Origin of the sequence: Paenibacillus sp. Soil750 (assembly GCF_001428045.1) — a bacterium.
Taxonomy (GTDB): domain Bacteria; phylum Bacillota; class Bacilli; order Paenibacillales; family NBRC-103111; genus Paenibacillus_E; species Paenibacillus_E allorhizoplanae.
Genome location: NZ_LMSD01000012.1, coordinates 941,132 through 959,590, shown reverse-complemented (window position 1 = coordinate 959,590; position 18,459 = coordinate 941,132). Strand labels below are relative to the sequence as shown.

The 18,459-nt window shown below is 44.8% G+C and carries 15 protein-coding genes; 10 read left to right on the top strand and 5 right to left on the bottom strand.

Annotated elements, in window-relative coordinates:
• The first annotated feature begins 8 nt into the window (after positions 1-8).
• Positions 9-1,721, top strand: coding sequence for a hypothetical protein (locus ASL11_RS16040; protein WP_056616162.1), 1,713 nt, complete (start codon positions 9-11; stop codon positions 1,719-1,721).
• Positions 1,722-1,799: 78 nt separating this feature from the next.
• Here the strand turns inward: ASL11_RS16040 and ASL11_RS16035 are convergent, their stop codons facing one another.
• Positions 1,800-2,708 carry an AraC family transcriptional regulator gene (locus ASL11_RS16035; RefSeq protein WP_056616158.1) on the bottom strand — a complete coding sequence of 303 codons (909 nt, stop codon included), beginning with the start codon at positions 2,706-2,708 and terminating at the stop codon, positions 1,800-1,802.
• 150 nt (positions 2,709-2,858) lie between these two features.
• On the opposite strand from ASL11_RS16035, the gene ASL11_RS16030 reads away from it, so the two are divergent.
• The 3 genes from ASL11_RS16030 to ASL11_RS16020 all read left to right on the top strand — a co-directional run bounded on the left by ASL11_RS16030 (position 2,859) and on the right by ASL11_RS16020 (position 6,270).
• Positions 2,859-3,701: a sugar phosphate isomerase/epimerase family protein gene (locus ASL11_RS16030; protein WP_056616155.1), complete on the top strand. Its 843-nt coding sequence runs from the start codon at positions 2,859-2,861 to the stop codon at positions 3,699-3,701.
• 2 nt (positions 3,702-3,703) lie between these two features.
• The gene (locus tag ASL11_RS16025; protein ID WP_056616152.1) at positions 3,704-4,723 is read left to right on the top strand and encodes a Gfo/Idh/MocA family protein; all 1,020 of its coding nucleotides are present in this window, start codon (positions 3,704-3,706) and stop codon (positions 4,721-4,723) included.
• Positions 4,724-4,887: 164 nt separating this feature from the next.
• Positions 4,888-6,270 (top strand): MATE family efflux transporter, encoded by a 1,383-nt coding sequence (locus ASL11_RS16020; protein ID WP_056616149.1) that lies wholly within the window; start codon positions 4,888-4,890, stop codon positions 6,268-6,270.
• A 160-nt stretch (positions 6,271-6,430) separates the two neighbouring features.
• Here the strand turns inward: ASL11_RS16020 and ASL11_RS16015 are convergent, their stop codons facing one another.
• The 3 genes from ASL11_RS16015 to ASL11_RS16005 form a co-directional block, all read right to left on the bottom strand.
• Positions 6,431-7,192: a MerR family transcriptional regulator gene (locus ASL11_RS16015; RefSeq protein WP_056616147.1), complete on the bottom strand. Its 762-nt coding sequence runs from the start codon at positions 7,190-7,192 to the stop codon at positions 6,431-6,433.
• Between the two features lie 49 nt (positions 7,193-7,241).
• Positions 7,242-8,585 carry an amino acid permease gene (locus ASL11_RS16010; RefSeq protein ID WP_056616144.1) on the bottom strand — a complete coding sequence of 448 codons (1,344 nt, stop codon included), beginning with the start codon at positions 8,583-8,585 and terminating at the stop codon, positions 7,242-7,244.
• Positions 8,586-8,661: 76 nt separating this feature from the next.
• A complete protein-coding gene (locus ASL11_RS16005) occupies positions 8,662-8,961 on the bottom strand; it encodes a Rieske (2Fe-2S) protein (protein ID WP_056616142.1) in 300 nt (99 codons plus the stop codon).
• A gap of 104 nt (positions 8,962-9,065) precedes the next feature.
• Here ASL11_RS16005 and ASL11_RS16000 point away from each other — a divergent pair, with 104 nt between their 5' ends.
• Entirely contained in the window at positions 9,066-10,157 is a 1,092-nt protein-coding gene (locus ASL11_RS16000) for a threonine aldolase family protein (RefSeq protein WP_056616140.1), read from the top strand.
• A 313-nt stretch (positions 10,158-10,470) separates the two neighbouring features.
• Positions 10,471-11,241, top strand: a complete 771-nt coding sequence (locus ASL11_RS15995) for a family 16 glycoside hydrolase (RefSeq protein WP_056616137.1) — start codon at positions 10,471-10,473, stop codon at positions 11,239-11,241.
• A 531-nt stretch (positions 11,242-11,772) separates the two neighbouring features.
• Here the strand turns inward: ASL11_RS15995 and ASL11_RS15990 are convergent.
• On the bottom strand, positions 11,773-12,756 hold the full coding sequence (locus tag ASL11_RS15990; RefSeq protein ID WP_056616134.1) for a 2-hydroxyacid dehydrogenase: 984 nt from the start codon (positions 12,754-12,756) through the stop codon (positions 11,773-11,775).
• Between the two features lie 653 nt (positions 12,757-13,409).
• Between ASL11_RS15990 and ASL11_RS15985 the strand changes: the two genes are divergently transcribed.
• The 4 genes from ASL11_RS15985 (at position 13,410) to ASL11_RS15970 (ending at position 18,455) form a co-directional block, all read left to right on the top strand.
• A complete protein-coding gene (locus ASL11_RS15985) occupies positions 13,410-14,726 on the top strand; it encodes an ABC transporter substrate-binding protein (RefSeq protein WP_056616131.1) in 1,317 nt (438 codons plus the stop codon).
• A gap of 88 nt (positions 14,727-14,814) precedes the next feature.
• A complete protein-coding gene (locus tag ASL11_RS15980) occupies positions 14,815-15,735 on the top strand; it encodes a carbohydrate ABC transporter permease (protein ID WP_056616128.1) in 921 nt (306 codons plus the stop codon).
• Between the two features lie 13 nt (positions 15,736-15,748).
• Complete coding sequence (locus ASL11_RS15975) at positions 15,749-16,561, top strand: carbohydrate ABC transporter permease (RefSeq protein WP_056616125.1); 813 nt, start codon at positions 15,749-15,751, stop codon at positions 16,559-16,561.
• A 52-nt stretch (positions 16,562-16,613) separates the two neighbouring features.
• A complete protein-coding gene (locus tag ASL11_RS15970; protein WP_056616122.1) occupies positions 16,614-18,455 on the top strand; it encodes a sensor histidine kinase in 1,842 nt (613 codons plus the stop codon).
• Positions 18,456-18,459 lie beyond the last annotated feature (4 nt).

Below are 18,459 nucleotides of genomic sequence, written 5' to 3'. Positions count from 1 at the left end.
CGTTATAGATGAAAAAAAGACCATGGAAATCCAGTCTAACAGCCATTATGCTGGGAGCAATGATCGTTCAAGGAGGTACCGCAGCATGGGCTGCGGAGCCTTCCACGCCAACCGTTGTCGCACCAACTGTGAATTATGGTTTAACGAAAGATATTCGCGCTGCTATTAAAAGTGTCGGAGAAACACCGACAGCGACGGGGTCACAGCTTGCTGTGACGGTTCGCTTGTACAATGGGGGCACAACACAAAACCGCGTTCCAGAGCATGAGCTTCGCGTGCAAACATCGAGCGGGATCTCTTACACGCTGAAACCAAGTGCAAGTAATAAAGCTTCCCTGCAACCGAAGGAAATTGCAGAGCTTGTTTATTTCGCAGCCATTGATTCGAAGGAAATCGGTAAAATTGAAAGCCTTTCGTTCGTGAATGTTGATTTGTATGCTTATCCGAAGGTTGAGACTACGCTGCTTTCAATGCCAACCAATCAAGTATGGTATGGTGGTACGGGCAGTGCAGCGCTTGAAAGCATCGCTAGTGCGGGGTGGGGACAAGAGTTCACGATTTCTGGCGTGAATTCAGGTTTAACGTATAAGACGGTGGAATCTTCCTTACAGAACACAGCGACAGGTCGTGTTGCCGTGGTGACTGTCCTTGTAAACAATCCGGGAGCAGGTCGTGAAACGGTACCCGCTTTCCGTGTTGATGCACAATCGGAGTCGAAGAATTATGAAGGAAAACGTACAGAAGTGGCGCCAGTTGTCTTGGCAGCAGGAGAAACGACCTATATCCACTACGCGATCCCAGTGGAAAGCGGTGTGACGTTAACGAATATCGTCGTGCTATCGACAGATACGTTTGTCCCGAAAGACGGAGGTCAGCCTTCGGAATTGGCAACTGCTAAGTTGGCTATCAACTGGCCAGTAGATGGGGCTAATGCAACAACAGCCGCGTATACGATCGGTAAACCGATCACTTTCAATGCACAAGCCAAAGTGATTGATAAGTCGACGGAAGTATCCTTAATGGAGCTGCATTTGCATGAGAATCCAGGTGAGGGCTATAAGACAGCTGTAGCGAAGTTCAAATTAACGAACACAAGCACAACGCCAGTAGCAACACCAGCATTTTTGACGGAGTTAACAAGTAAGCTAGGTGCCTCATACCAAGGTGTTCGTCAAACGAATGTTACGACTATGTTGAATCCTGGATTGAGCTATGTGGTCAGCTATTCATATATTGTTCCACAATCCGAAGATAGTGAAAGCTTTGCTTTGAAAATATTAGATGCACAGGCTGCAGCACCATATACGACGACGATTGCTGCGTTGCAAACGGATGTCCAGAAGGAAGAAGCGGATGCACCACTTTCCTTGTATCCGTTTGATTTGAAAATAAACGATATCTCAACTAGCATGCAAACGACTGCACAGTTGACATACACGTATAAATTAAGAATGGATTTAAGCATAACACAACAAGAGAATGTCGTTGTCGACAATAACTTCTCCAAATTAAGATTTGAAATTATTGATCCAGCAGGACGTCTCGTTGGTGCTAAGGATGCTTCTTTTGCAGGTCCTAACAAATTAGTGAGTGGTGTTCAAATGATGGATGTATCGAATTTCTCAACAGATCAATTCACATATCCGTTTACGATTCATGTATACGAGATCATTGAAACGCAGAACGGTACAGCGAAGAGGTTACTTAAGATTATTAAATAAGTCAGCAATTAATAAGGGCAGTCTCTCGAGTAGAAGTCATTCTACAGGAGAGATTGCCCTTTTTTTGCAAGTAAGGCTTTAATTCTGTACCCTAGCTTTCACAGATTTCGCATAATCCGATGGTGACATACCGACGGTTTTCTTAAAATCTCTAGAAAAATAATGAATGCTTGTGTAACCAAGCAAGCTTGCAATTTCTGTTATGTTATAAGGTCCTTCGCGCATATAGGTTTTGGCTTGCTCGATTTTGAGTAATTTGAAGGCTTCCATAATGCCCATACCCTTCTGGGATTGAAAGAGCTCCTTCATACGACTTTTGCCCAGGTGAAAGGTTTGGCAGAGGTCATCAAGGGTAAATGAATCTGCAAGATGATCACTCAAATAGGCCATAATCTGACCGACTAGCCCAACCTCCGCTTTTTCCTTTTGCAAGGAGGATTGTTTCAATTTCTGAGCTTCCTGAACGTTTCCACGAGCTGCTTGCTTACGGATGAGCGTGATAAGGAGGATTTCCAAATAAGCTTTGATAAGCTGCTCACTAGCAAATGACGCTCCTTCGTTTCTTTCTAACAAATGAACGGAAGGAGAATCGAAGGGAGGGAGGAACGCATGAAATCCCTCTTGCGTGATGATTGAAAGCATATTACGTTCGCGATCGCCCAACGATACGACTTTATTAGCTAGCTGAGACATAGCCTCAGAATGGCAGGCGAAGGCGATGACGATGAGATTCGGCGGCTTATGCGCATGTCTGACATGAACGGTATGGAATTCCTCAGGCTTGTGGAAAATCATATTCCCCTGCTGGAGGGTATGGATGACATCGTCGGCACGAACCTCGACTTCCCCCTTGTCCACGTAGAGAATTTCCCAGAAGTCATGCTGTTCACCGTCGAATACAAAACCTTTGGCATATTCAAAATAGTGAAAGGAAATGAGAGCTTCGATCGAAAGTGATTCCTGTAAATAGATTCTTGGGAAATCCATGGTGTCCGTCCTCTCTAGGGGATTTTCTTCCCGATTACAGCCATTTTACCACATTCAATTTAGCTAAAGTGCAAATAATTCGGCTTAATAGATAAATCCAATGGGACATCACTCTTTTATAATAAAGGAAAGAAGCGGAGGGGATTAACAATGAAAAAAGGGATTAATATTTGGTCATTTCCAGGCTCTATGAGCGTGAAAGATTGCATTACGACTGCGAAAAAAGCCGGATTCGACGGCATTGAGTTAGCTTTGAACGAAACGGGTGAACTTAGTCTGGAAAGCACGGAAAGTGAAGTTCGTGCGTATCGCCAGCATGCTGACGAAACAGGGATTGAGGTAAGCAGCCTAGCAACAGGCTTATTCTGGTCCTATTCCTTGACAAGCAGTGCACCGCAGACGCGTCAGAAGGCGAAAGACATTGTGAAGAAGCAGCTAGAGCACGCCGCGGCACTTGGTGTTGATACGATTTTGGTCGTACCTGGTGCGGTAGGTGTTGATTTCATTCCTGATTCTGAAGTGGTTCCGTATGACCAAGCCTATGACTACTCCCTTGAAGCCATAAAGGAGCTTTCGACGGTTGCTGAGTCCTTGAAGGTTTCGATTGGGATTGAAAATGTGTGGAACAAATTTTTATTATCACCGCTGGAAATGCGGGATTTCATTGATAAGGTAAATTCACCTTATGTAGGTGCATATTTCGATGTAGGGAATGTTATATTCTCTGGGTATCCGGAGCACTGGATTTCTATTTTGAGCCATCGTATTAAAAAAGTACATTTCAAAGATTATCGCCGCGCAGCTGGCGGTTTGCATGGTTTCGTTGACCTGCTTGCAGGCGATGTGAATTATCCGGAAGTAATGAAGGCTCTTCAAACCATCGGGTATGAAGATTATGTAATCGCTGAAATGATCCCTGGCTATACGCATCACGGTGAGCAAATTGTTTACAATACATCAGGCGCTATGGATGCTATTCTGGGGAGGAAATAATTATGCTAAGAATCGGACTAGTTGGACTAGGCTTCATGGGAAGAACACATTTGGAGAATTATGTACGCCTGGAAGCAGAAGGTGTTGCAATTAAAGTTGTTGCGTTATGTGATATTGACCCGGTTAAATTAGAAGGCAACGCTGTTGCTGGAAATATTGATACAGGTGATTCGGCGATCGATTTCAACCTCTATGCGAAGTATACCAGTGTGTCCGAGATGATTGAGAAAGAACAGTTGGATTACGTGGATCTAGCTCTCCCGACATACCTGCACCGTGATATCACGATTGAATGTCTAAATAAAGGTCTGCACGTGCTGTGTGAAAAGCCAATGGCTTCGAATCCGCAAGAGTGTGAAGACATGATCGCAGCTGCTGAAGCGAATGGTAAGCAGTTGATGATTGGACAGTGTTTGCGCTTTTGGCCAGCCTATGTGCACTTGAAAGAAGCTGTAGAGAAGGGGACTTACGGTAAAGTAACAAGCGGATATTTCTACCGTGGCGGCGCAACTCCGACTTGGGGACCATGGCTAATCGATAAAGAGAAGAGCGGCGGAGCTTTACTCGATATGCACGTTCATGATATTGATATGGTTAATTGGTTGTTTGGAAAACCTGAATCCGTTTCGTGTTTGGCACGAAATATAGTTCCAGGCAGCGGCTATGATGTCGTGTCTACGAATTATTTGTACGGGGATGGCAAGGTCATCAATGCGCAAGCTGACTGGACGCTCGAAGGTGATTATGGCTTTGATATGCAGTACCGCGTGAATTTCGAGAAAGCGAACATTATCTTCAATGCGAGCGGCCTGAAAGTAAACCCGAATGATGCGCCTGGGTTTAACCCAGAGCTTTCTCCAGAGATGGGCTATTACTTGGAACTGAAATATTTCATTGAGACGCTTCTCGCAGGGGAATCGGTCACAACCGCAACGCCGGCTAGTACACGGGAAACGATTGAAATTGCTGTCGCTGAGATGGCTTCGGCAGACAAGCAAGGGGCTTGGGTAGAAGTAAAATAAATGGCAGTGAAAACCTTGGAAATCGTTACTGATTTCTAAGGTTTTTTTGCTAAGCCAGAAGAAGCGATGATGGTGCAAATCTGAGTGTTAATTATTTTCATTTGACTGCAATCGCTTTCGTATTCTATGCTAAATGCATTTGCAATAACTAGAGGTGAAGACGAATGAAAGACATAGATTCAACAGCATCGTGGCAAAAACTCCGTCTATTCGCAGTCACTTGGCCGATTTTTATTGACTCTGTTTTACGTATGATGTTAGGTACTGCGGATGTCTTCATGTTAAGCCGAATTTCGGATGAAGTAACGGGAGCCGTGGGTTTAGCGAATGAAATCATCGTGTTCTGTATTCTGATGTTTGGTTTTGTGGGTATCGGGACGAGTGTGGCTGTTGCTCAGCATCTGGGAGCAGGTAAGGTGAAGGAAGCGAGTCGGATTTCTGCAACAGCCATTACGATTAATTTGATTTTCGGCATTCTGGTGAGTATCGCGTTAGTTGTTTTTGGTGAGCCGTTAATGCATGTGATGCATCTTGATCCACAGCAAATAGCGATTGCCAAGAAATACTTAACGATCATCTCCGCATTTATTTGGATTGAAGCATTGTCGTATGCGATATCTTCGGTATTACGCTCCAATGGTCAGACCCGAGACGTAATGTTTGTTACGTTGGGGGTTAATGTGATTCACATCGTGGGTAACAGTCTCCTGATTTTCGGGAATCTGGGATTCCCTGAATGGGGAGTTACCGGTGCGGCTGTTTCCACGGTTGTAAGTCGACTTCTTGGACTCATTGTTCTTGTAATCATCATGTACCGTCGTTTACAGGTTCCTATTCTTCTCAAACATTATGTGAGCTTTAAGTCTAAGATTGTGAAGCAAATTCTTAGTATTGGTTTACCTTCCGCTGGGGAGCATGTTTCATGGCAGTCCCAATATTTGATGATTTTTAGCTTTATTAATATGATCGGAGCCACCGCGCTTAGTGCACATGTGTACGTGATGAATGTGACTAATTATTTCATGGCCCTGGGTATGGCGATTGGCATGGGGACGGAAATTATTATTGGGCACATGGTTGGTGCAGGGGCTTTCCAAGCGGCTTATCATAAATTGATCCGAAGCTTGAAGATTACGTTTGTTCTGACATTCGTCATCGTGGGCATTACGTCGATTTTCCGTAAAGAACTGCTCGGACTATTTACCGATAATCCCGATATCATTGCTATGGGATCGACAATTCTACTTCTTTCTATCATTCTAGAACCCGGTAGAACGTTTAACTTGGTTGTCATTAATTCCTTACGTGCTGCTGGAGATGCTAGATTCCCGGTAATGATGGGGGTTGTCTCCATGTGGGGGATTGCTGTTCCATTAGCTTACTATCTCGGAATTCATCTAGAGATGGGCTTACTGGGTGTCTGGATTGCTTTTACAGTTGATGAGTGGGTGAGAGGCTTGCTGATGTATCTACGTTGGCGAAGCCGTGTATGGCAAAGTAAATCACTGGTTAAACCAAGCAGCGAGCTATTGGCCAATTCGGCATAATTGTAAATGAAGAAGCCTAAAACTCTTGATGAGAGAGTTCTAGGCTTCTTTCGTATTTTGAAAAGGATGACATGAAGGTTGTGGCTGGCGGCTGGTAATTATACTATATTCAGTTTCTTGTAAAAGAATTGGATGTTTGTATGAAATCATAGAAAACGTGCTAGTGTACCCCTGTATAGATGTGGATTGCATCTCTTAGAAACTCTGCTGTACCTGGTTGTTTTACATCATAATAGGCTTTGAATCGTTCATCATCCACATACATTTGGGCAAGCCCAGCATGCGCTTCTTTACTGTACTCACTCCAATAGGACATGAGCCATTGTTTGTGCAAATCAGCCGCTTTTTGTGCAAGCTCACTTCCAGGGTCACCTAGCTTGAAAGCCTCAGCCAAGGTTTCGGCTACTTCCTCCGCCAATCGAGTCACCGCGTCGTGCTGCTCTTGCGTCATATTTTGTAGTTTTTGATTGCTCTTATTCACTTTGTCTTCGCCGTATTTCTCACGAATCTCTTTTCCATATTTCTTCTCGTTATCATCAATTAGCTTTTGTTTGAAGCCTTCAAATTTCTCTTTGTTCGACATGGTAAGTCTCCCTTCTTTGGAAGCAATGGTTTGTTCGACGTTGGCAATGAGAATATCCAATTGTCTCCGCTTGTCGAGAAGCTGCTCTCGATGGTCCATCAGTGCACGGGTTCCGTCATAAGTAGGGGACGACATGATGTCTTTAATTTGTTCCAGAGGAATGCCCAGCTCCCGATAAAATAAAATCTGCTGCAGTCGGTCCACCTCATTTTGCCCATATATGCGATATCCTGATGAGTTGATTCTTGCCGGCATAAGAAGTTCAATCTCATCATAATAGCGAAGTGTACGGGGGCTGATTCCAGCCAACTTCCCCAAGTGCTGTACCGTGTATTCCATCTGCTCACCTCCTGACAACTTAACTGTAAAGGTTTACGTAGCGTTAATGTCAAGTCCTTTTTTTTATCTTGTGAGTCCAGCTGAAGTGAACGACGAAGGTGATGAGTCCAATCAGCACGATGAATAACAAACTAACGAAGAAGCCAGGACGCGTGGTAGGGTGAAAAGCAGCTCCAGTAATGGCGATAAGAATAAGAAGCATGCCCACCCAGCGTTTGAACATTTTAGCAGACGTATGAATTAATAGTCGTCCGGAAGACAGCAAGATCAATAACCAGATGAATAGCAAGGTGAGACCTGCTGCCGTCGACATAACCGTGTAAAGTTCATCGGGTAAAAGTAAGGAAAGAATAACAGCGGCAGCCATTCCACCGGAAGTTAAGGCAAGAGCAGGGTATGGAATCTGTCTCCTTCCACTTGTCGTACGAGTGAACATGAAAGGCGCATCATGATCCTTCGCAAGGGCAACGAGTATGGAGGTAACGGCGAATAAGGAAGCCACCATCGTTGAGAAAGCAGCAATAATGAGGATCGCATTGAATACATGCGGAACATATGGCAATGGGTAGCTTTCCAAGCTGACTTGGAAGGGGCTTTTTTGGTCATGAAGCGCGTGCAAGGGTAAGAGGGTTAAGACTAAGAAGAGCGAGACGATGTAGAGGATAGCTAAAAGGAGGATCATGATGGAGCCTGCTTGATGAGCTTCGCTCGATTTCTTTAGACGCATGGCGAAAAGCCCCATCATTTCCGTGCCGCCGAAGGCATAGAACGCATAGATGAAGGATGACCAAGAGCCCTTGAGCCCTGAAGGCAGAAAGGTGTCTTTTGAAATAGGGAATGAAAGCGGATGGAGACCTCCTCTGATCCACCCAAGTACCGCGGCACCGGCAAGGAGGAGAAATATCAGCAGCGCTGAAACTTTGATGAGTGCGAAAATATGCTCCGAACGCTCGAAAGCTTGGGCACCGAGCAAGATGACACCTACGCCGAGACTGGCATAGAAGAAGGCAAACAACCACATCGGTACCGTGGGAAACCAGAACTGCGTAAACAGGGAAAGAGCCGCTAATTGACTCCCCATAATCATCAGCTGGGAGCCCCAGTAAATCCAGCCGCTGCTAAATCCAGCCCAGTGTCCATAAGCTAATTTGGCATAGGAGCGGAATGAGCCTTGTTGAGGATGCTCTCCCGTCATTTGTAGCAAAGCGTCAAGAACAAAATAGGTGCCTGCTGCAGCTAAAAGGAACAAGAATAGCATGGAGGCGCCGCCCATCGTTAGGCCGATACCGACGCCTAGAAAGTAGCCAGTTCCGAGCGTGCAAGCGACGCCTAGCAGTGATAGCTGCCACCACGCCATCGTGCTGTTCTTCGTTGAATTTGCTTTTGTGGACATGCCGCCTCCTAAGCTGTTTATGAGAAATGGATAACAACAGCCCATAGTATAGCTTGTCCATTGGTAAAATATACAGTTAAGAAAGGTCCATCAGTGCGAATAGAAGACCTTCTTTTTCGATGACGTCAAAGGGTTGAAGCCTTGCATTAGGGACATTGTGGCAACGGCCAGTGTGCACTTCAAAGGTCCAGCCATGCAGTGGACACTCTAATTCGCCATTTTCAAGTTCGACCACATATCCTGCGTGAGGGCATCGACTGGAAAGCAGCGTGTAGACACCATCCGCTTCCGTAAGGAAAAATCGCTTGCCATTCACTTTCACTTCGGACGGGTTTGCAGTAAACTGTTCCTTAGAACCAATCAGGATTTCATTCATGGGGATGCTCCTTTTCAGAAGGGATATCTTTATTAATATCATTATAATCCAAACGACATCAAAGATCTCTAAGCAGATGGCAAAAACAAAGGAGCACGATCTACATGAGTACAATATCTCCATTAGCAGCAGCCTTTCGCCAAACCTCGTATCCAGTAGGTGGCCACGGCCGCAGAAATATTCAAATTTTAAAAGAGGCCTTAGATGGACTGGATGGCAAACTAGAGAGTGATATTTATGGAACTGGCGAAAGTATAGAGAGCTTTCAGGCGGAAATGGCCGCTTATCTTGGCAAAGAGAAGGCTGTGTTCTTCCCCAGCGGGACGATGGCGCAGCAGATTGCTCTACGTATTTGGTGTGATGAGAAGGGAATCCGCAAGGTTGCGTATCATCCGTTAAGCCATTTGGAAATTCATGAAGAGGGTGGCTTGAAGGAGCTTCACCAGATTGAATCGATTTTGCTGGGCGAGAAGGATCGCTTGATTCTATTGGATGAGATTCTTGAACTCAAAGATGACATCGCATGTCTCTTGATTGAGCTGCCACAGCGTGAAATTGGTGGTGTGCTGCCGCCTTTCGAGGAGCTCGTTGCGATTTCGGCACATTGTCGTGCCAAAGGGATCAAACTGCATCTGGACGGGGCAAGATTGTACGAGGTGCTGCCGTATTATCAGAAGACTACTGCAGAATTGTGTGTGCTTTTCGATAGTGTGTACATCTCCTTCTACAAAGGAATCGGCGGCATTGCAGGTGCGATTCTAGCTGGTGATGAGGCGTTTACGGCGAAATCAAAGGTGTGGAAAAGGCGGCATGGCGGCGATTTGATCAGCCTGTATCCGTATTACCTTAGCGCGAGCTACTATTTCAAGCAGCGTGAGCCGAAGATGGGTCAATACTATGAAGATGCGGTGGGGCTTGCTGCGCTGTTTAATAGCTGTCAGCATGTGACTACCTTGCCGCGGGTACCCGTAACGAATATGTTCCACGTTCATATCGCGATGCCGAAAGAGAAGCTTGAGCCAATACTTGTCGAGTTGTACGCTGAGACAAGTGTAGGGTTGATTCACTATCTGCGTGAATCAAGCGAGGGAACTTGTTCCTTCGAAATAAGTATAGGCGATGCATTCGCTCAAATTCCGAAGGACAAGCTGAAGTTGACGTTTGAGCGGTTGGCTGCGGTATTGCGAGAGGGATAGTTAGCAGGCTTGCCTAAAGTGAAATCAAATAGCGCATTGATATTCTGCGTCGGTTGACGAGGTGGAACATCAATGCGCTATTTGTTGCATTTTCACAATCGTAATTTTGTACGCCACGAGAGTAAGCATCAGCTTCTGAATAGGGTGGGATCGTAACATTTGTCACCTTAGTCCGTCAGGCCCAGCATTCGCTGCGAATGGGCCGATTATATGGGGATCCTCGGTCACGATAACGAATATCAATACGTTTACAGATGCGGGAACAGATGCACGTGGCATTAGTCCAGGTACGTTTGGCTCGGAATATCCGCGTATGATTAAGCTTGCCAATGGTAACTGGCTAGCGGTTGCAGCCATTTATGATAATAACGGCTATACGAAAGTTTCCTGGGGCGGTACGCGATTACAGGTATTCCTCAGCACAGATAATTGCCGTACGTGGTCTTTAGCAGCGACATTTTGGGAAGATGGACGTGAGCTCGATAATGGTCAATTCGCGCAACTAGCGAATGGCGATATTTTGCTAGCGATGCGATCGGTGCGTTGGCAAGAGTCTTATCAGTTAAAAGTGTACAAAAGTATGAACGGCGGTTCAAATTGGAGTTATCTAAGCACGATCGATGAGAAAACAGGTTCTCCAGGTACATTAGGTAACCCCGATAAGGGCGTGTATGAGGATAAATCCATACTTACCCCTTATCCATCCAAGCGAAATTACACCCTTGAAGGAGATATCAAGCTTAACAATGCGGGGCAGGGCAGTCTTATTTTTAATGTGACGAATCCAGCAACGGGGACGGACAGTTTGAAAGGGTATGCCGCAGGCATTGATTCTGCGGGGCAAGTGTGGCTAGGTCGTTTTAACAATAACTGGACGCAGCTTGGTCTTGTCAATACAACGATCAGCACGAACACGTGGTATCACATGAAGGTTGTAGTCAATGAAGGGAATACGAAGGTGTACGTAGGCGATATGGCCACTCCCAAAATTACCTTTACCGATACAACATTTGTAAGTGGGACGATCGGGGTCCGTGGTGGCTTCGGGAATAGTGTGAGTTTTGACAATATAACGATAAACTAACTTGCTTGTAAATAATCTATAGAAAAAAGAGCCCTCGGGCTCTTTTTTAATAGATATAAAGTAATGCAAGGTTTGCTTTGATGTTTACTGCGTTACGGACAGGAGAGCCGTTATTTGATGAGAAAAGCAGGGAGTCCAAAGGCTAACGGACGCCAAGGCCGTTATTCAGTCCCTTGCCACACATGTTGGCATGTAAATTAGTCAATAACGCCTCTGGTGTCCATTAAAAATCAAAACTGCCTCATTTTCAGATAATAGAGGCTGTCACGTCCGTTAGAATATCAACCAACCACTTTTCGCGATACTCTCTATGTTTGGGAATTTGCACGACTGTTTACCTAGAAACATGGACAACCCTCCCTATACACATCAGATTGGGTTTATACCAAGGACCTGAGGCAGAGCCTCAGGTCCTTCTTAAAATATGTTTCACATCACAATTTGGTTATATTTCTCCAAAAACGCTCCCGTCCCAGAAGGACGGCGTAGCCGTTTATTTTGATAGTCTCGGAGGGAAAGGGATGCTAAGCGTTAGTTCGGAACCAAATCCTTTAGTTCTTGTACAACATAGGCCTGACCGCCGTTCAGAGCTTCCACAAGATTCTTGGCTGCAAGTTCAGCCATGTCATTACGCGTTCTTGCAGTAGCCGAACCGATATGAGGTAAAGTGACCACATTCGGCATGGATAACAACGGATTATCCGCAGGAGTTGGTTCGATATCGAACACATCTAGGCCGGCTCCGCGAATTTTTCCTTGTTGAAGCGCCTTAATCAGCGCTTGCTCGTCTACAGTTGCTCCTCGGGAGGCATTAATGAAGATGGCTGATGACTTCATCAAGTTAAACTGCTCCTCGCCGATCATATGTTTCGTCTCTGGAGTTAAAGGAGTCATCACAACGATGTAGTCGGATTCACGTAGTAACTCATCCAGCTCGCAGAAGCGGGCATGGAAGCGCTCGTCTACTTCTTTTTTTGGACGGCGACTGTGATAGAGCAGGTTCATATCGAAGCCAAATACAGCTCGCTGAGCAATCGCTTCGCCAATCCGCCCCATGCCGATGATTCCCAGTGTTGAATGATGAACATCTACACCGAATAATTCGGTACCGCTCGTTCCCTTTTGCCATTTCCCCTGTTTCACATAAGCGTCCAGTTCTGCGATTCTTCGCCCTGCACTTAACATTAAGGCGAGAACGAGATCAGCTACGGTGCTATCAAGTACATATGGAGTATGAGTACCAATTACACCATGGGATCTCATTGCATCAAGATCAAAATGATTGTACCCGACTGAAGAGGTACTCGCTACACGTAACCGTGGTGCGCGGCTTAACAGTTCTTCGTCAATTGTTCCTCCCAAGATTCCCTCGGCATCTGAGACTTTATCCAAAATGACACTCCGAGGCATACTGCCTTCCTGATTCCAGAACGTACAATCACCATGAAGATTTAAATAATCTTGAACGGTTTCCGGTAATTTGTGGGTAACGAGTATTTTGGGCTTGGTCGACATGAGTATTCCTCCTTGAGTTTCTTAATTGAATATTCTTTGCATGCGATAATTAAAGTGCCGAGATAACGCGTTTATTCGAATGGGGGGTTACAGTCCCGGCCAGGCACTTTTTATTCTTTATTGAGCAAAAGATGATCTGACTAGCCAAAGTAGTCTTTATGTAGTCTGTTATATTATAGCTAAACTTATCGGAATGATATATGAAAATCTACTAGTTTACTAGAGAAGCAGCCCTCCGACGAAATAACTGGATTTCCTGTATCTAAATTTGCCCCATTTGGGCTCATTTGCGGAATAACTGGATTTCCTCCAGCTATCTTCGAATTCTGTGTTTTTCAATAATTCCAAGGAAATTACCTGTACATTTTCCATCTATATTCAAATAATCGTCTTTTTCACTCGAATTAGCTGTATGTTTTCCAGTTAAACGTCGCTTGTCCAACGTACGATTCACCCCTCCAATCGTAACATCGTCACCTTTTAGTCAAAACAGTCTGAGGATTTCTTACGTTTGTTCCCTAAAGTTGACGGTTTTATCGGTTTAGACGCGGAGCGATTCCCTGTAAAGTTAGAACCAAGGAAAGCCCTTACACTTGAATGAAAGGGCTTTCGACAACTAACATAAACCGAATGAGAGAGGGTTGTTCATCCCAATGAAAAAGAAATTCACTAGTTTACTTACCGCAAGTATTGCGCTTGCTATGGTAGCGACAGGCTGCTCGAGCACAAAAGAAAGCGATACCAAAACTGCAACTGCCACAGCTGCACAGACTGCGAAAGCCGCAGAGACAACCAAAGCAGCGAATCCGGTAGAGATCACCTTCTGGAATATGTTCGGCGGTGGCGAAGGTGATTTCGTAGATCAAATTGTCAAAGGCTATAACGACTCCCAGAAGGAAGTCATCGTGAAACAGCTGCGCTTAGAATCCAATGAGTACTATGCAAAGCTAAGCACGGCACTTTCTTCATCGAAAGGGCCCGATGTGGCTGTAGCTCACGTGGATCGAATCTCGCCCTTCGTGAAAGCGAAGCAAATTCTACCTCTTGATGGTCTTGCCAGCAAGGTTGGTTTTGATCTGAAACAAGTCTCAGACTCCAATATCAAAAGCGTATCCTATGATGGAAAGCCTTACGCCGTACCGTTAGATACACATTTCCATATGTTCTATTACAACAAGGATCTGCTTAAGAAAGCCGAGCTGCTAAACGATGATGGCACGCCGAAACTGGGAGAGTTGACGCCAGAGGGCTTTAAGAAAACGTTAGCGCAGATTCAAGCCAAAGTACCTGGCGTGCAGGCATTAGCCGTGAATACCCCTTATTTCCAAGAGCCATTCCTGAATTTGTACTATGAAGCAGGCGGCGATATCTTAAATGGCGATATGACGAAATCCGCAATCAACAACGAGAAAGCCTTGAATGTCCTTAAGTTTTATATGGATTTGTACAAAAACAAGTACAGTGATCTCAATGATAAAACACCTTGGGATTCCTTCCATAGCGGAAAAGCAGCCCTATGGTTCGGCGGTGTGTGGGAAGCGGGGCTCTTGCTTAACGATAAAGCTTTGAATATTGGTGCGATGCCGCTGCCTGCGATTTTCGGTAGCCAAACCCACTGGGGAAGCTCCCATTTACTCGTCGTACCTTCTTATGTAACAACAGAGAAGCAAGAAGCATCCGCGAAATTCATGAAGTACTTCTCAGAGGTAGGTGGCAAAACGTGGGGTCAAGCCGGACACGTACCTGCTAACAGCACAGTAACAACAAGCGATGAGTACAAAAAACTGCCATACCGTAATTTCTTTATCGAAGCTCAGAAAACAGTGAAATTCGCACCGAAAACAGATAAGTACACAACGATTATCACGACGGTTTCAGAGTCCTTACAGAACATCCTATTCGGTAAGCAATCTCCAGAAGATGGCTTGAAAAGTATGGATAAGCAAATCAATGATATTTTGACCAATTAATCGTCCGCTTGAATCGGGTGAAGCTCTCGTGAAAGCTAACGGTGGCTTCACCCGCTCTTATACAGAAAAGAAACAAGGAGAAGAGCCAATGGAGACAAAAGTAAGTGAGCGTGATCGGACATGGGTCCTCCGCGAACGTAAACCGTTACGAATAGCTTTGGAATTGAAGGCAATGGTGTATCTGCTGCCGTTTCTGATCCCTTTTGCCATCTTCTATCTGTGGCCTGTTGGGCGAGGCGCTTGGATGAGCTTGCACGTTTGGGGCATTCAGGGGATGCAGAAGTATGTTGGCTTAGCGAATTATAAAAAGATTTTCAGTGATTCGAATTTTTATCTGTATGTGTGGCACTCGATTTACTTTGTCATCATCTGTACACCGACTATTATCGTACTAGGCCTGATCTTAGCTCTGCTGATTAATCAGAATCTCCGCTTTCGAACGCTTATCCGTTCCATGTTTTTCCTGCCTTATGTACTGTCCGTCTCGGTCATCAGTTTCATATGGCTCCGACTTTTCGACTCGAAGTATGGCCCGATTAACGCGTTCTTGAAACTCATTGGTTTACCTGGTGACATTCACTGGCTGACAGATAAACATTTTGCTTGGTGGGCTATTACCCTAACAACCGATTGGTGGTCAGTTGGTTTCGTGATGGTACTATTCCTAGCTGGTTTGCAAGAAATTCCTACGGATCATTATGAAGCTGCGAAAATAGATGGCGCTGGCGCTTGGAAGCAATTCATTCATATTACGCTCCCAGGTTTGTCGAGAGTCATGCAAATACAAGTTTTTTATCAAATTATCTCGTGTTTAAAGCTATTTGGGCAAGTACAGATTATGACCGGCGGAGGTCCAGGGGACTCCACGAATACCATGATTCGCTACATTTATGTCACGGGGTTTAAAAAGGATATGTTCGGGCTTGCTTCGGCTCAGTCCATCGTATTCTGTGTCATCATGCTGCTCCTCGCCGTTGTACAGTTCAAATTAACAGACAGAAAAGATTGACGGAGGTTGAACAATGAAAGGAATCGCAATTAACATCATCGCCGTGATCCTGGCTCTCTTATTTATGTTTCCATTGATTTGGATGCTCATTGTATCGCTGAAACCGGATGGCGTAAATGTCTCCGCGCTAAGTGATTGGGTGAATCTCTCGGATTTACATCTGCATAATTATACGAAGGTGATCAAAGATTCGCAGATCCTAAGATGGACGTGGAACAGCGCTGTGATCGGTGTGCTGACTACCGTTATTTCACTCATCTTTAGTTCATTGGCAGCTTTCTCTTTTTCGAAACTGCCTTTCAAGTCCAGAGGTTTGTTCTATCTGGTTATCGTTTCAGGCTTGTTAATTCCTACGGAAGCGATTCTGATACCACTTTACGAAACAACGCTTCATCTGAAGCTGATTGATAACATGTGGGCGATTATTCTGCCTGGGCTTACGAATCCAATCGGCATCTTGCTCTTGAAGCAATTCATGGACGGCGTCCCGAAGGATTATATCGAAGCAGCACAAATCGACGGGTGTAGAAATTTCGGTTTATGGTATCGGATATGTCTCCCGCTTACTAGATCTGCTATGTTCTCTGTCGGGATTTTCTACTTTATTTTATCGTGGAACAATTTCTTGTGGCCGTATCTTTCCATTACCTCGCAAGAGAACATGATCTTATCAGCAGGACTACCGACATTTTTGTCGAATAATACGATGTCCTTAAATCTGATCATGGCAGCAAGTGCAATTGCGGCAATTCCAACGATTCTGGTGTTTGCTGTCCTGCAGCGTCAAATTGTGCAAGGAGTGGCCATGTCTGGTATTAAAGGTTAATAAGCTAATATCTACCAATCAGATTCTCTTCCCAGAAAGGGTTGCTACAACGATGACCCAAGCATCAGAGGTTGCGACGCGACAACGCCACAAACGAATTCCTTCATGGATGTATACATGGACGAGCAGCATTCGCTATAAGTGGATGCTGTTGTTGTTCCTTTTTTCGCTAACACCCCTGCTTGCTCTGGGGTTTATTTCATATTCGATATCGAAGTCAACGATCAACAATAAAGTTACGGAATACTCGGAACAACTCTTGAAGCAGACGGCGGAGAATATTGACACGAGACTTGGCATTTATAAAGATATGATGATGCAGGTCGTCAATAATAATGACATTGTCACGATGCTGCGGACTTTGGATCGCGCAGATCCTGCACAATACGATCTAGATAGTCTATCCCTAACTACGAAGCTATCGACCATTATTGCAATTAATCAGGATATACAGTCGATTTCGTTCCTTTCACCGCAGCATTTTATCAAAGGTATATATAGATGGAACGATCGGTCTTTAGACAAGGTATCACCATTCCTGCAAACCTTGAAGGATGGGAGTAATTTTCGGTGGTTTTCTACGCGATTAGGAACGTATGTCGATAGTCTAAACACTCAGAATGTACACGTTTTCTCACTGGCCAAGCAAATATACAAAATGTCGGACGATAGTCCTGTTGGGATTATTGCCGTACTAGACATCCGCGAGGATGTGCTGAAAGAAATTGGTGCTCGAACGACGAAGAGTAATATGGATATTGAAAGTTTCGTTATTGATGGTTCAGGACACATCATCTCATACCCAGACAGTCGCGTATTGGGTAAGAGTGTGAAAGAAGTACTAGGCGAAGATGGTTATACAGAAATGTTTCGTTCCACGACAGATGAATCCGTATTTCCACTGAGATATCAAGGCGAAAGATTGATTGTGAATTATAAAAAGCTGCACACAAACGACTGGATCGTCGTTAATGTCATTTCGGAGGCTTCTCTGTACAAAGATTCGAATCGTCTGCTGCAAATTATTTTGGTGATCGCTTTCATGTGTATCTTATTCTCCATCTTGACCGCATTTTTACTGGCCAATTCGATCTCCAAGCCCATTCTGAAAATGATTCGATTGATGCGACAAGTCATGTCAGGTGACCTGACCGTCCGTTTCAAAGCCAAGCGCCGCAATGATGAATTCGATATTTTGGGCGAAAATTTTAACTATATGGTTACACGGATCGATGGTCTATTGGAAACGGTTTATGAGGAACAGAATCATAAGCGTGTAGCGGAATTGAAGGCTTTACAAGCGCAAATTAATCCGCATTTCCTGTATAATACACTGGATATTATTAAATGGACGGCGCTCCTCCAGAAAGCTAATCATGCGGCTGAAATGGTCAGCCTTTTATCCCGATTATTGCGGATTAGCTTAGGTAAAGGCGAAGAGACAGTAACCATCGAAGAAGAGATCGAGCATGTACAGTGCTATCTGGGGATTCAAAAGTTCCGATTCAACTTTAATATAGAGACGTTCGTTCATCTAGACGAAGAAGTACGTACGTATCGTACGCCTAAGCTGATCCTACAACCCATTGTAGAGAATGCGATTCTACATGCTTTTACGGATAGAGAAACAGGTGAAATTCATATACGGTGCGGCATCCATCCGGAAGGTGGAATTCGCTTTGAGGTCGTGGATAATGGGCGAGGCATGGACGCAAGTCTGGTACAAAGTCTGAATCGGCATGAAGTTCCCTCCGTTGATAAAGTAAGTGGGATTGGTTTAGCGAATGTAGATGAACGAATTAAACTCATTTGTGGGAAGCTCTATGGTTTAGACATTCAAAGTGAACTCGGAGCGGGTACACATATTCGTATCAGACTTCCAGAAATGAAGTAGGTGA

Coding starts and splice junctions, on each gene's coding strand:
- ASL11_RS16040 (WP_056616162.1), top strand. CDS start 9: ATGAAAAAAAGACCATGGAAATCCAGTCTAACAGCCATTATGCTGGGA.
- ASL11_RS16035 (WP_056616158.1), bottom strand. CDS start 2,708: ATGGATTTCCCAAGAATCTATTTACAGGAATCACTTTCGATCGAAGCT.
- ASL11_RS16030 (WP_056616155.1), top strand. CDS start 2,859: ATGAAAAAAGGGATTAATATTTGGTCATTTCCAGGCTCTATGAGCGTG.
- ASL11_RS16025 (WP_056616152.1), top strand. CDS start 3,704: ATGCTAAGAATCGGACTAGTTGGACTAGGCTTCATGGGAAGAACACAT.
- ASL11_RS16020 (WP_056616149.1), top strand. CDS start 4,888: ATGAAAGACATAGATTCAACAGCATCGTGGCAAAAACTCCGTCTATTC.
- ASL11_RS16015 (WP_056616147.1), bottom strand. CDS start 7,192: ATGGAATACACGGTACAGCACTTGGGGAAGTTGGCTGGAATCAGCCCC.
- ASL11_RS16010 (WP_056616144.1), bottom strand. CDS start 8,585: ATGTCCACAAAAGCAAATTCAACGAAGAACAGCACGATGGCGTGGTGG.
- ASL11_RS16005 (WP_056616142.1), bottom strand. CDS start 8,961: ATGAATGAAATCCTGATTGGTTCTAAGGAACAGTTTACTGCAAACCCG.
- ASL11_RS16000 (WP_056616140.1), top strand. CDS start 9,066: ATGAGTACAATATCTCCATTAGCAGCAGCCTTTCGCCAAACCTCGTAT.
- ASL11_RS15995 (WP_056616137.1), top strand. CDS start 10,471: ATGATTAAGCTTGCCAATGGTAACTGGCTAGCGGTTGCAGCCATTTAT.
- ASL11_RS15990 (WP_056616134.1), bottom strand. CDS start 12,756: ATGTCGACCAAGCCCAAAATACTCGTTACCCACAAATTACCGGAAACC.
- ASL11_RS15985 (WP_056616131.1), top strand. CDS start 13,410: ATGAAAAAGAAATTCACTAGTTTACTTACCGCAAGTATTGCGCTTGCT.
- ASL11_RS15980 (WP_056616128.1), top strand. CDS start 14,815: ATGGAGACAAAAGTAAGTGAGCGTGATCGGACATGGGTCCTCCGCGAA.
- ASL11_RS15975 (WP_056616125.1), top strand. CDS start 15,749: ATGAAAGGAATCGCAATTAACATCATCGCCGTGATCCTGGCTCTCTTA.
- ASL11_RS15970 (WP_056616122.1), top strand. CDS start 16,614: ATGACCCAAGCATCAGAGGTTGCGACGCGACAACGCCACAAACGAATT.